This is a genomic window from Streptococcus sp. Marseille-P6264 (genome assembly GCF_902460355.1).
In the GTDB taxonomy this organism is placed as follows: Bacteria; Bacillota; Bacilli; order Lactobacillales; family Streptococcaceae; genus Streptococcus.
The window spans coordinates 130,812-143,483 of record NZ_CABPTO010000002.1 but is presented as its reverse complement, the minus strand read 5'-3'; the positions used below and the strand labels follow the sequence as shown (position 1 = coordinate 143,483).

Genomic DNA, 12,672 nt, shown 5'->3' with positions numbered 1-12,672 from the left:
TCTCAATGTTTATCTTGTTTTTGTTAGTTTCAACTTACATAATGGTAAATTGAATGATACTCGGGCTAAAAGCTCGTAGTATCTTATTCTTACCAACGGAAGTGTGCGAAGGCACGGTTAGCTTCAGCCATACGGTGAGTATCTTCGCGTTTCTTAACTGCTGCACCAGTGTTGTTAGCCGCATCCATGATTTCTTTTGCAAGACGATCTTGCATAGTGTGTTCACCACGACCACGTGAAATTGTTACCAACCAACGAAGCCCAAGTGTAGTACGACGCTCTGGACGAACTTCAACCGGTACTTGGTAGTTTGAACCACCAACACGGCGTGCACGTACTTCAAGAACAGGCATGATGTTTTCCATCGCTGTTTCAAATACTTCAAGTGCATCATTTCCAGTAGCTTCTTTGATTTGCTCAAAAGCTCCGTAAACGATAGAAGCTGCTGTACCACGCTTACCATCAAGCATAACGCGGTTGATAAGACGAGTAACTAATTGTGAATTGTAAAGCGGATCTGGCAATACTTCGCGCTTAGGCGCACGGTTTTTACGACTCATTTATCTTTATCCCCTTTCTTTATGCTTTTGGACGCTTAGTACCGTATTTAGAACGGCCTTGCTTACGGTCAGTAACACCTGCTGTATCAAGTGCACCACGAACGATATGGTAACGTACCCCTGGAAGGTCTTTTACACGTCCACCACGAAGAAGCACCACGCTGTGCTCTTGCAAGTTGTGTCCGATACCTGGGATGTAAGCTGTAACTTCGATCAAGTTGCTCAAACGTACACGGGCAAATTTACGAAGGGCTGAGTTAGGCTTCTTAGGTGTCATCGTTCCGACACGAGTTGCAACACCACGTTTTTGTGGTGAAGATACGTTTGTTTGAACTTTTTTGTGGCTGTTGTAACCAACGTTCAAAGCTGGTGATTTAGATTTTTCTACTTTTGATTTACGCGGTTTGCGAACCAATTGGTTAATTGTAGGCATCTACATTCTCCTGTATTTTTTTAATTTTGGTGATGATACACTTGGTGACAGCTACCATCTGTGTGTACTTTTGCAACATTTGTCAGCACGTCTCTGTACACTTTTGAGAGACCAAAAGTAAAAAGTACCGTTTATCATTGTAACACAGAAGCCTATCCTCGTCAATAGGTTTTCTTAATTTTTTACTTATTCTGATAATCTTTAATAAGCGTTTAAAATAAAAATATTTTACTATTAACAAACTAAAAAACTCTCAGAACATGCTTCATATTGCACGATTGAGAGTTCTTATTATTTTTAGCATGATTCTTCTACTCGTAATCACTGTGTCGCTTAAGCTCCTGCGGGAGTTGAAGACGAGCTGGGAGTATGCTCCGAATTTGTAGCAGGAGCTGGATTGTGATTTTCCTGTGGTTGAGACGGTGTCTCACTTGAAACTGCGGGAGCTACATAAGCTGGTGAGGGCGTTGGAACAGGCTGCTGGTCTGAATCAGGTTCAGAGGAGCCCTCAGGTGTTTTCATTGCATCTTTTACGGCTTGAATTCGGCCTTGGAACTTAGCTTTGGATTCCTCATCTTTTACCTTATCAACCGCCGCTTGTGCTTGAGCTAAACTTTCATCGGTACGCTCTTCTTCTAATTTTTTAACAGCAGCTTCAGCATCCTGAATCGTATTATCTTCTGATGATGCTTGATTCGTAGAGCTAGCGTCGCTAGAGCTTGAACGTCTACTGTAACTAACGTTTTTAGTAGAGCCCGTATTCTTCTGGGCTGGTTTTAAGAATAAAAGACCAGAAATCAAGATAGCCGCTAAGATCAATATAATTCCAGAACGAACAAAAATAGAAATTCCTTCTAATTTATCAAAAATATTTCTCATAATTCTTTCCTAAAGTTAATCAAATATATTCCCAATCTCAACATCAATCGTATTTGATTTAACATCGATATTGGTCACCTTTAACAGTGATTTGTATTCTAGATGATCGCGATTGGCTTGCGCATTGTCCGCAAAGACAGCTACTCCTGCTAACTTCGAATCAAACTCGGACAGAAGACTAATCATCCCATTAACCGTTCCGCCTCCCTTGAGAAAGTCATCGACAATCAGCACCCGACTTCCAGCCTTTAGGCTACGTTTTGAGAGGAACATTTTCTCAATCCGATCTCCGCTAGAGCCCGAGACATAGTTAACACTGACCGTAGAGCCCTCGGTGATTTTCAAATCGCGGCGGACAATGACAAAGGGAACATTCAAAACATTAGCGACAGCATTGGCCAAGGGAACCCCCTTTGTCGCCACTGTCATGACCGCATCAATCTTTTGGTCTTTGAAAGCTTTGGCAATGATGCGACCGATATTATTGAGGATAGATGGCGTACTAAGCAAGTCTGATAAGTAGATATAGCCGCCAGGGAGGATTCGATTACTCTCAGACAGCTGATCGCGGAGGTCTTGAACGATAGCCTTGGCCTCCTTTTCTGAAATGGAAGGAGTAAAGACGACACCTCCCCCAGCACCGGTAATTGTCTCAATCGTACCAATTTCGATTTCTTCAAAGGCACGTTTGATAATCACGATGTCTTCTGAAATGGAAGACTTGGCAGATTCATATTTTTCTGCAAATGTATTTAAACTTGTTAATTGGTAAGGATGGTTAATCAAGTAATTGGAAATAACCACCATGCGCTCACTTCTTCTTAATTTCATTTTTTCACCAATTCGACTCCATCAAAATCAGCCACAAACTAATCTATGAGCTAGAATTTTCTCACACAGAGCACAAATCAGCTCTTCCGATTCCAAAGTTTGGAGTGATTTCTATGAATATTTATTTTATTTTTTTCATTATATCATACTATATCAAAAAAACGAACATTATGCTAAATATAATGCCCATTTTTCGTATTTTACTTATCAATTTTTGGTTTATAGAAGGAACGATTTTCCAGAGCGAATATTTTATTGGTCATTTCTCCTGGAGCAACGAGAGACAAAGCCGTGGTCATCATCATCATTTCTGCATCCAGATTGTCAATCATGTGCAGGATTTCGGCCTCCATAATCTTTGGACGAACGGGACTGCCGTATTCGAGGAGACCGTGGTGACTGAGAAGAACGTGGCGCAAAACGATGACATCTTCTTTAGTATCATCGATTTTCAGCTCCGCCAAGGTTTTAGTCAGTTCCTCATCGATCAGTGCAATATGCCCAATCAAATTGCCTCGGACAGTGTATTCCGTATTTTCTGGGCCACTCAACTCAATGACTTTGGCCAAGTCGTGCAGCATAATCCCTGCAAAAAGTAGGCTTTTATTGAGCTGAGGATAGATGTCGCCAATCGCATCCGCTAGTTTGACCATGGTCGCTGTGTGAAAGGCTAGACCTGACTCAAAAGCATGGTGATTGGTTTTCGCAGCTGGATAGGAATAAAATTCCTTATCGTATTTGCTGTAAAGTGAACGGACCACGCGCTGCCAGACTTGATTTTCAATTTTGAAAATCATTTGCGCCAAGTATTCCCGCAGTTCTTTTTGATCAACCGGTGGTTTTTCTTTGAAATCCGCAGGATTGTTGGGCTCACCAGCTTTTGGCAGGCGCAAAGTCAACTGATTAACCTGCGGGGTGTTATTGTAGACTTCGCGACGGCCTTGCATATGGACGACTTTCCCCGCTGTAAATTCTGCCACATTATGGGGCTGGGCATCCCACAATTTCCCCTCAATCACTCCAGTGTCATCTTGGAAAGTGAAGGCGAGGTAATTTTTCCCAGCTCTGGTCTGTCGGACTTCCGCTGACTTAATCAGATAAAATCCTTCAAACAATTCATCCTTTTTCATTTGATTAATTTTCATAGTCTTCCCTTTCGTCTGGAATATCTAGCAAGTGTAACTGAAGGTCTTGGTCAGACAATTCAATATGCCGCAACGTTCTTTCAATGGCATTGGTTCGGCGAGTCAGTAACTCATCGATGCTGCCAGAAGCGTTCTTCAGATGCTTCTGAGCCTTGGCTAGAATGCCGCCAAATTTATTGAATTCCAGCTTGACACTGCCCAGAACCTTGCTGATGTCATCTGCGCTACGCTGGATGTTCAGGGTTTTAAAACCAACTGAGAGAGAATTAAGCAGGGCTGACAAGGTAGATGGACCCGCCACGACAATCTGCTCATCTCGCCGCAGACCGTCGAAAAACTCTGGATTGCGAACCACTTCGGAATAGAGACCTTCCGTTGGCAAAAACATAATCCCAAAATTAGTCGTAGCTGGCGGAGCTAGATATTTACTGTTGATATCCTTGGCAAAGCGCTTGACGCTAGCCAACAGCGACTTACGGTAAAGTTCAATTTCTTCCTTATTGCCAGACTCATAAGCCTCTTCCAAGCGGTAGTAATCCGCCAGAGGAAACTTGGAGTCAATAGGCAGGTAGACATAGTCCTGCTCCGTTTGTCCCGGCAATTTGATGGCATACTCCACGCGCTCACTAGAACCTGCCACTGTGGCAAATTCCCGCTCATACTGACTAGGTGTCATGATGTCTTCGATAATTTGTCCCAGCTGGAGCTCGCCCATAATGCCGCGGGTTTTGGTATTGGAAAGAACCTTATTGAGGCTGCCCACATCCCGAGCCACCGTCTGCATCTCTCCCAAACCACGATTGACAGACTCTAGCTGCTTGGATACCGTCTCAAAGGAGGTCTGCAGGCGACTCTGCAAAGTCTTCTCCAATTTTTCCTCAACGGTCTGGCGCATCTGCTCCAGCCGCAGGTCATTGGACTCCTGAATCTGACGCATCCGCTCATCGGTTTTATCTCGATTTTTGCTGAAACTCTCCGCCATTTCGGTTCGCAAATCAGTCAAATGAAGGTGCAAATCTGTTCGAACTTCTGCTAACCGATCTCCCAGAATAATTTCCAGCTCTTTTTGCCGAAGAGCCTCCTGCTGTCTTTCTTGCTCAAAACGGTAATCCAGCTGGTCAGACAAGTGATCCTCCTGCTCTTCTAGCAAGACTTTGATTGCCTGCTCCTGCTGACCCTGTTTCTGCCAGAAGAAATAGAGAAAGACCAGATTGATGATCAGCAGGATGATGATGATATATTCCATATCAACTCCTATCTTTACTGTAAATAACAACCGTATAACCCCTGTCAAAGGATAAAAATACAGGTCTATCTATAAATTCGTTAGAAGCATAGACTTTTTTAAAGAAAAAATTCCTTGCATTTAAAGGATATTTAGCTCCTTCAATGGTCAGAGCCACATCCTCTGTCGGCAGAAAGGCTAGATAGTCCATGCCTTCCACCGGCTTAATTTCATGACAACCAGAGGGCACATAGCGGATACAATTCTGGGCATCCACTAAAGTCAGCTGCTCCATATAGGGAGCGATTTTATCATTGCTGGGCAAAAAAACATTGGCCAGAGCATGGTCTAGACGACCGCCAAAGGCGCCGAAAATCGTCAGATAAGCATCTGGATAGCGCTCAAAGCAAGCCAGAACAGCCAATTCCAAGTCCGTATCATCCTTTTCAGGCTGAGCCTGAATGACTTCCTTGGCGCTAGCTTTTATGCGCAGCAATTCTTCATCAGAAACAGAATCAAAATCGCCAACCGCTAAGCCCAGAGGCAAGCCCTGCTTTAAGAGATAAAAGGCGCCGCGATCAACTCCGACAAAAACATCAAAATCTCGATTGACCGCAGTCAAATCACCGCCAGCAAACAGAGCAATTCTAAGCATCTAACGCATCCCTCAAAGTCTGCACTTGATGACTGACATCACCCTTGAAGACATAGCTGCCTGCTACGAAAACATTGGCGCCAGCTTCGCGGGCCATCTGAATTGTCTTATCATCAATCCCTCCGTCAACCTCAATATCAAAGTTTAGATGATTAGCTTCTCGCAGAGCGACTAGTTCACGAATCTTACCCATGGTTTCGGGGAGAAATGCCTGACCACCAAAACCTGGATTGACTGTCATGACTAGGACCTGATCCACTAGATTCAAAACATTTTTTATCGCTTCAACTGGTGTTCCAGGATTGATAGCAACGCTAGGTTTGACACCTGCCGCACGAATCTTCTGCAGAGCCCCATGAATATGCGGTGTCGCTTCCACATGGATGCTGATAATATCTGCGCCCGCCCGAGCGAATTCCTCAATATGATGCTCAGGATTGGACACCATGAGATGGCAATCAAAAACCATCTTGCTGTGGGGACGCATACTGGCTACGACACCAGCACCAAAGCTAATATTAGGGACAAAATGACCATCCATGACATCCAAATGGGCATACTCCGCCCCGCTAGCCTCTAGCTTTTTCAACTCGGTCTCAAAATTAGCATAATCCGCACTCAGAACAGAGGGAGCAATTTTAAATGTTTTCATGATGTTTCCTTTCTTTATTTAGGAAGTTTTTTAGCTGTCTTTTTATAGGTTTCACGGCGATTCTCGATTTCACTGAGAAATTGCAGGTAGTTTTCGAAACGAAAAACAGCAATTTGCTCGGCTTCTACGGCTGGTTTGACAGCACAAGCCGGTTCATGCGTATGGGTACAAGTGCGGAACTTGCAGTCCCGACTGATTTCGGCAATTTCTGGAAAGGCAGCATTTAAGTCTTCTGCCTTGTCCACTTCATAGTCCAGAGAAGAAAAGCCCGGAGTGTCCGCAATCTTTCCTCCGTTAAGATTATAAAAGCTGACCGCCCGTGTCGTATGGCGACCCCGCCCCAGACTTTCAGAGATTTCTCCTGTTTCTAACTGCAAGTCTGGTGCAATTTTATTGAGCAGGGTGGACTTTCCAACACCCGTCTGGCCCATGAAAACAGTAATTTTCCCCGTCAGAAGTGGCAGTAAATCCTCGACAGACTGGACCACCTGATAGCCAATCTGCTGATAGACCTGAACATAAGTAGCCAAGCTCCCTTCATCCTCCAGCAGATCCAACTTACTCAGATAGATGAGGGGGTGGATGCCCTTGTGCTCCAAAAGCACCAGAAAACGATCCAAGAGATTGGCATTGAAGTCTGGCTCTTTAGCACTCATGATGACAACTGCCTGATCAATGTTGACAATGGGTGGCCGCACCAAACTATTTTTACGCTCGGCGATTTTTAAAATGTAGCCTTCAGAATCCTTGTCCGCTGAAAACTCAACATGATCGCCAACATAAGGCGTTTGTCCTTTTTTGCGGAAATTCCCACGCGCTCTGGTCTGATACACCTGCCCATCTGACTCTACATAATAAAAGCCAGCCAAGGCTTTGATAATTATTCCTTGCAAGACTGCTCCTTTAAAGTTAATACAATTATTATATCAAAAAAACATATATTTGGCTTTTACTATTGGCATTTTCGAAAAATATGTTATAATAAAAAGCAAGCGGAGGTGGTGGAACGGCAGACACGCATGCTTCAGGCGCATGTGCCCGTACGGGTGTGAGGGTTCAAATCCCTTCCTCCGCATCTAACAGGAACTCTTGTCCAAGTTGACAAGAGTTTTTCTTTTGGAAAATTATAAAATCTTCTTGAAATTTCTTTCAGAAAAACCAGCCCTTTTCAAAAAGGGCTGGTTTTCAATTCTTATAATCCTTGTTCTTTCAAGGCATCTGCTAAGCGGGCAAAAGCTGCCAAGTCTAGCGCTTCTCCTCGAACATTGGCCACAAGATTGGCTTTCGCTAAAGCATTTTCAAGTTTTGCCTTGACTTCTTCAGACTTACCGAAATAACTGGTCAGATTATTCCAAAGAGTTTTTCTGCGATGGACAAAGCTAGCCTTGGTGACCTTGAAAAAGAATTTCTCGTCCTGGACCTCAACTGCTGGCTCGTCTCTGCGCACCATCTTGAGAATTGCCGAATCCACATTTGGAGCAGGCACAAAGACTGTCCGCGGTACGATAAAGGCAACCTTGGCCGTCATGTAATACTGCACCGCAATTGATAAACTACCGTAGGCCTTGGTATTCGGCTGAGCCGAAATCCGATCTGCTACTTCTTTTTGCATCATAACGACAAACTCACTAAAAGGAATTCCGCTTTCGATCAAATGCATAAGAATCGGCGTCGTGATGTAGTAGGGCAGATTCGCCACTACCTTGATGGGTAGATCTGGATTCTTAAACTCAGCTATGTACTGGGCTAAATCAACCTTAAGAATATCCTGATTGACCACTGTCACATTGTCAAAATCGCGCAGGGTATCCGCCAAAATCGGCACCAGCCGATCATCAATCTCAAAGGCCATGACTTCAGCGGCACTTTCTGCCAAAAATTCTGTCAAAGCCCCAATCCCAGGACCAATCTCGATAACATTGACATTTTTGTCAATCTCAGCCGTATCCACAATCTTCTGGAGGATGTTAGTATCTGTCAGGAAATTCTGACCGAAGGATTTTTTAAAAGTGAAACCGTGACGCTCCAGAATGGCACGGGTAACACTATAATCTGCAATTCTCATCTATTCTCTTTTCTTTTTAAATAATTTTCAGGTGTAGAATGGTAAATCAGCTCAAATTTGTTATCACCATTTGCCTCTTCAATCATTGTCTTTAACAAGGCATCTGCTTGAAGCGTCTCTTTTGTTTTTGTAAAGTAGGCTCCCTGTTCCCCATTGATATTACGAAGCTCCCATGCAACATCATTTCCTTGAACAAGGGGGAGATATCTATCCTCTTCAATAAAATCAAAGAAAGCTCCTACCGTCATTTCTTCAGACACTTCATATTCTGTCTTATGTGGAACAGTATCATCTCCTGCACTAACAGAGACTCTGTCAACTATGATCTTCATCTTCACCTCTTCTACTGCTTTGGAGCATCATTTAACTCAGCACTTATTTTTTCCATTTCTTTGAAAGAATCTTGGCTTATGTAACATCCCGCTTTTAGATACTCTGTTCCATTGACAATGTAGTCAAACATAGCAATCATATTTCCTGCCGGCTCAATCATTCCGTCCCATTCTTCATCAAAAACCATCCGCAGACGTTTCCAGTCTGTAAAGAGAGAGATAGCTTGTCGGCCATCTTTCCCTTCTCGAACGGGCAAATCTAGACTAGCCCCTCTTTCTAACATTACTTCCTTTGCTTCATCGCTCGCTTCAGGGAAATTCTCACCTCTTCGCACGGGAATGAGGAATTTAGCCTTAGGCACTGCCTTTGATAGGAAGCCATAATAAAGCCTGTCTACCAGCTGTTTGTCTTCTGTATCTGGCTTACCTAGCTGTCCAAGTAAGAGTAGCCATCTCACTACATCAGGATTCATGATAGGCACTTGGACCTCAGGTAGATTTGAAAAATCAGGTTCTTCTACCAAGCTTTTAGCCTTAATGCACACATCATCTGAATTCATGATAATTCCTAGCGCACCATTAAGGTAAAAGGCTGACCCCAAAAAGTTTTTAATAGCTTCTTTGTCCTCTGTATTTTCAATCCGTCTCACTTCGGTATTTGGCTGACTGTCAAACGTCTCTTTGTAATGATGGTACCAACGAGAAGTTGAGAGGTGAATCAAAGGATCTGTACACAGATAGCCATCATCCCCTCTGTCATATGTCTTTGAAAACATATAGGGCTCTCCTGTTAATTGCGAATAAATCACATAGACCTCATCTGCTTCAAGTAGCTTGTCTCTGACAACTTCCTCAAGATGGGCAATTTTAGCCAGATTTTTTTGATATTCTTCTTCGCTTCCATTTTGTCGATTCTCTCTACAATCCCATAAGAACAAACGCAAAATTTCTACACTATCTTCTAAACTAGCTCGCAGATAATCTTCATTGCTCATATCTCCATTCTGCATTTCCACAAAAGATGTATAAAGGGCATCTGTATAACTAGATAAAAGCTGGCGCTCATCTATCTTGGACTTGTAGAGAACACTCCCTTTTTTAAGTCGACCTGCGGTTTCAGATTCAGTTACAACAATATGGGCAAGGGGCTCGTCCGTCAAGGAGTTGGAATCTTCTTTTCCATTGCTTAATTTTTCAACAGACAGCTCGCCAAAAGACTCAAAACTTTCACCAGGATTGCATACTTGCAGACGGTCGCCTAACTTTAAGTTTCCTTTCAATCGGCCCAAGATCAGTACCTGATCGGATTTCCCAAGCGCAAAGAAGTCAAACACTCCCAAGCAAGCACTTGACTCACTGGTCTCTTTTTCAACTTCTGTTGTAGTTTCTATTTTTTCTTTTTTCTTCCCAAAATTAAACCAAGCCAAAGCTATTTCTCCTTATGAACTTTATTTTCTAACTCTTTATTCATTGTCCTTTACGCAGGTCATTTGCTCAAGCAAAGTGCAAAGTTTTTTCTGCTCTTCTTCCTCGTAAGCAGTTCTATTTGCTTTTACTTCCCTGCATTTCTCGTCATACAAAAAACCCTCATAGCCATCTTCTGTAGATAAAGCTGTATAGACTTTCGCCATTTCTTCAGGACTTATCGAAAATCTCGACTTAACTTTATACAGATTTTTCATAAAAGCGCTGAGATGATCATAGCGGCGCATATCAACTTTGACATTGGTTACACGGATTGTCTGAATTTTGATGCTTTTCCACTGTTTCCGCATATAAAGCGACAGCATCAACAAGGCCAGTTTATTCTGATAATAGGTCTTGGCAGGACTGTAATGTTTTTGACCAGATAAATTTTCAAAATCAAGCTTCATAAAAGGATAGAGCATCAGTCCTTGGGAAGAAATATTAATAATCCGACCACTATCCGACTTTTTCAGCAAATCTTTCAACTGGATAGACAGCAAGAAAGGGGCAACAACATTGGTCGCAAACTGCTTTTCTAATCCATCTTTGGTAAGAATCGGCTTTTTGACCGATAAATCAAAATCAGCCGCATTGTTAATTAAAACATCTAAAGTCTCTTCTCTTTGGATATACTGTTCTACTGCTTTTCTGACACTCTTCATCTCAGATAAATCAGCCAAGATATAATTCACATGCAGATTTCCTGTTTGTTGACGTATTTTTTCACAGGCTTGCTCAGCAGCTTCTTTTCGCCGGCAAAATAGGGTCACTGACCACCCCTTTTCAGCTAACTGTTTAGCAGCCTGGTAGCCAATACCACTATTGCCGCCCGTAATAATTACTTTTTTCATTTCTTACTCCGTTAGACTAAATATTTGAGCATGGCTTCTTCCACTTCCGCCAAGGTCACTCCAAACAATTCCAAGCGTTTAAGCAGTTGCTTGCCGTTAGAATAGCCGATACGAAGCTGCTCACCCAAATATTCTCGACGCTGACGGCTATCGCTTCCCATAAGCAGACCTAGTCGCATGAGGTCATTCTTTGTTACATCAAAATCACTGCTTGACTCAAAATGGCTGGTTAGCCCAGCAAGGGCTGTTTTTAAGTCTTCAAAACTCGCATGCTCAATGCCTAATGAGCGCCCTTTGGTCTTAGACTTGGGGGCTGCTTCGTTACGCTTGAGAAAGGCATGTTGGACAGTGGGAATTTCCGTCATGATCAGACGACGAATCCGCTCGCCATTGAAATCAGGGTCTGTAAAGACAATAACACCATGTAAGTCCTGCAGGCGACGAATTCGCTCGATATCCGCATTGCTGATAGCGGAGCCTCTCGTTTCATAGGTCTCAACATCAAAATAGCGCTTGAGATTGGCTGTGTCATCACGCCCTTCCACAACGACCACTTGCGGGATATTTATCTTTTCAGTCAAGCCCAAACACCTTCTTTGCATTTTCATAGGTCGCTTGCGCAGCTTCTTCGACCGTCAGCCCACGAAGTTCAGCAATTTTTTCTACCACATAGCGGGTATAAGCTGTTTTGTTTTCTCGGCCACGTTTGGGAACAGGCGCCAAGTAAGGCGCATCCGTCTCGACGAGGATTTTGTCCAAAGGCAGGTTCTGCGCAGCCTCCTGAATATCCGTCGCTTTTTTAAAGGTGACGACTCCAGAAAAGGAAATCATCATCCCTAGCTCGATAAAGCGCTCTGCCATTTCCAAAGAGCCAGAATAAGAGTGCATGATACCGCCACGAGGGCCTACACCCTCACTCTTGATAATCTCATAGGTATCTTCTAAAGCGTCTCGCGTGTGGACGACAAAGGGCAGATCTAACTCTTTCGACAGCTGGATTTGTCGGCGAAATACTCGCTCTTGCACTTCCTTGGGCGCTGTCATCCAGTGGTAATCCAGCCCAATCTCGCCCAGAGCCACCACTTTTGGATGAGCAAGCTTGCCCAGCAGATAGGCTTCCACTGCCTCATCATAAGTCCCAGCCTCAGTCGGATGCCAGCCAATCGTAGCGTAAATCTGCTCATAACTATCTGTCAACTCCAAGGCGCGCTCAATGGTCGGCCGGTCAAAACCGACAACATTCATATTGCTAACACCCAGTTCTGCAGCTAGCTGGAGCTCCTCTACCTCTCGCCCAGCAAATTCTTCCACATTTAAATGCGTGTGTGTATCAAAAATTTTCATGCTTTACTTCCTTGTATTTCCTGCCTTTCATTATACCAAAAAAGTCAGATAAAGGGGCAAGAGCTTTACTTTCTCTCCATCTATTCCAGCGAATATTTGTTATTTTTTTAGCGCCTATCAAAAATACTTTTACTGTTTTTTGATAATTTTTTATTATTTTTCGATATTTTGTTATTGATTATCGATATATTTTGTGCTATAGTAAATAAAAATAGAAATTTATTTGGAGGAAT

15 protein-coding genes and 1 tRNA gene are annotated in these 12,672 nt (G+C 43.2%); 1 reads left to right on the top strand and 15 read right to left on the bottom strand.

Annotated elements, in window-relative coordinates; translation table 11 throughout:
• Positions 1–89 precede the first annotated feature (89 nt).
• The 9 genes from rpsG to rsgA all read right to left on the bottom strand — a co-directional run bounded on the left by rpsG (position 90) and on the right by rsgA (position 7,273).
• The gene (gene rpsG, locus FZ941_RS04300; RefSeq protein WP_005591659.1) at positions 90–560 is read right to left on the bottom strand and encodes a 30S ribosomal protein S7; all 471 of its coding nucleotides are present in this window, start codon (positions 558–560) and stop codon (positions 90–92) included.
• Positions 561–579: 19 nt separating this feature from the next.
• Positions 580–993 carry a 30S ribosomal protein S12 gene (rpsL, locus tag FZ941_RS04295; protein WP_005591658.1) on the bottom strand — a complete coding sequence of 138 codons (414 nt, stop codon included), beginning with the start codon at positions 991–993 and terminating at the stop codon, positions 580–582.
• A 333-nt stretch (positions 994–1,326) separates the two neighbouring features.
• Entirely contained in the window at positions 1,327–1,872 is a 546-nt protein-coding gene (locus FZ941_RS04285; RefSeq protein WP_148886964.1) for a hypothetical protein, read from the bottom strand.
• 15 nt (positions 1,873–1,887) lie between these two features.
• Entirely contained in the window at positions 1,888–2,703 is an 816-nt protein-coding gene (purR, locus tag FZ941_RS04280) for a pur operon repressor (protein WP_148886963.1), read from the bottom strand.
• A gap of 200 nt (positions 2,704–2,903) precedes the next feature.
• Positions 2,904–3,848, bottom strand: a complete 945-nt coding sequence (locus FZ941_RS04275; RefSeq protein WP_015605815.1) for a 3'-5' exoribonuclease YhaM family protein — start codon at positions 3,846–3,848, stop codon at positions 2,904–2,906.
• Positions 3,838–5,094 carry a DNA recombination protein RmuC gene (locus tag FZ941_RS04270; protein ID WP_148886962.1) on the bottom strand — a complete coding sequence of 419 codons (1,257 nt, stop codon included), beginning with the start codon at positions 5,092–5,094 and terminating at the stop codon, positions 3,838–3,840. The genes FZ941_RS04275 and FZ941_RS04270 overlap by 11 nt, the downstream gene beginning before the upstream one ends.
• Position 5,095: 1 nt before the next feature.
• Complete coding sequence (locus FZ941_RS04265; protein ID WP_148886961.1) at positions 5,096–5,728, bottom strand: thiamine diphosphokinase; 633 nt, start codon at positions 5,726–5,728, stop codon at positions 5,096–5,098.
• On the bottom strand, positions 5,721–6,380 hold the full coding sequence (rpe, locus tag FZ941_RS04260) for a ribulose-phosphate 3-epimerase (RefSeq protein ID WP_148886960.1): 660 nt from the start codon (positions 6,378–6,380) through the stop codon (positions 5,721–5,723). Before rpe ends, FZ941_RS04265 begins: the two co-directional genes overlap by 8 nt.
• A gap of 14 nt (positions 6,381–6,394) precedes the next feature.
• Positions 6,395–7,273, bottom strand: a complete 879-nt coding sequence (gene rsgA, locus FZ941_RS04255; RefSeq protein ID WP_148886959.1) for a ribosome small subunit-dependent GTPase A — start codon at positions 7,271–7,273, stop codon at positions 6,395–6,397.
• Positions 7,274–7,372: 99 nt separating this feature from the next.
• Here rsgA and FZ941_RS04250 point away from each other — a divergent pair.
• Positions 7,373–7,455 (top strand) — tRNA-Leu (locus FZ941_RS04250).
• 117 nt (positions 7,456–7,572) lie between these two features.
• On the opposite strand, the gene rsmA is transcribed toward FZ941_RS04250, so the two are convergent.
• From rsmA to FZ941_RS04220, 6 genes are read right to left on the bottom strand one after another with little or no spacing between them, the layout of a single operon-like run.
• Positions 7,573–8,445 carry a 16S rRNA (adenine(1518)-N(6)/adenine(1519)-N(6))-dimethyltransferase RsmA gene (gene rsmA, locus FZ941_RS04245; RefSeq protein WP_148886958.1) on the bottom strand — a complete coding sequence of 291 codons (873 nt, stop codon included), beginning with the start codon at positions 8,443–8,445 and terminating at the stop codon, positions 7,573–7,575.
• The gene (locus FZ941_RS04240) at positions 8,442–8,777 is read right to left on the bottom strand and encodes a hypothetical protein (RefSeq protein ID WP_148886957.1); all 336 of its coding nucleotides are present in this window, start codon (positions 8,775–8,777) and stop codon (positions 8,442–8,444) included. Before FZ941_RS04240 ends, rsmA begins: the two co-directional genes overlap by 4 nt.
• 11 nt (positions 8,778–8,788) lie before the next feature.
• A complete protein-coding gene (locus FZ941_RS04235; RefSeq protein ID WP_148886956.1) occupies positions 8,789–10,204 on the bottom strand; it encodes an SseB family protein in 1,416 nt (471 codons plus the stop codon).
• Between the two features lie 36 nt (positions 10,205–10,240).
• The gene (locus tag FZ941_RS04230) at positions 10,241–11,095 is read right to left on the bottom strand and encodes an SDR family NAD(P)-dependent oxidoreductase (protein ID WP_148886955.1); all 855 of its coding nucleotides are present in this window, start codon (positions 11,093–11,095) and stop codon (positions 10,241–10,243) included.
• An 11-nt stretch (positions 11,096–11,106) separates the two neighbouring features.
• Complete coding sequence (rnmV, locus tag FZ941_RS04225) at positions 11,107–11,703, bottom strand: ribonuclease M5 (RefSeq protein ID WP_148886954.1); 597 nt, start codon at positions 11,701–11,703, stop codon at positions 11,107–11,109.
• Positions 11,669–12,439, bottom strand: coding sequence for a TatD family hydrolase (locus FZ941_RS04220; RefSeq protein WP_148886953.1), 771 nt, complete (start codon positions 12,437–12,439; stop codon positions 11,669–11,671). The genes rnmV and FZ941_RS04220 overlap by 35 nt, the downstream gene beginning before the upstream one ends.
• Between the last annotated feature and the right edge of the window lie 233 nt (positions 12,440–12,672).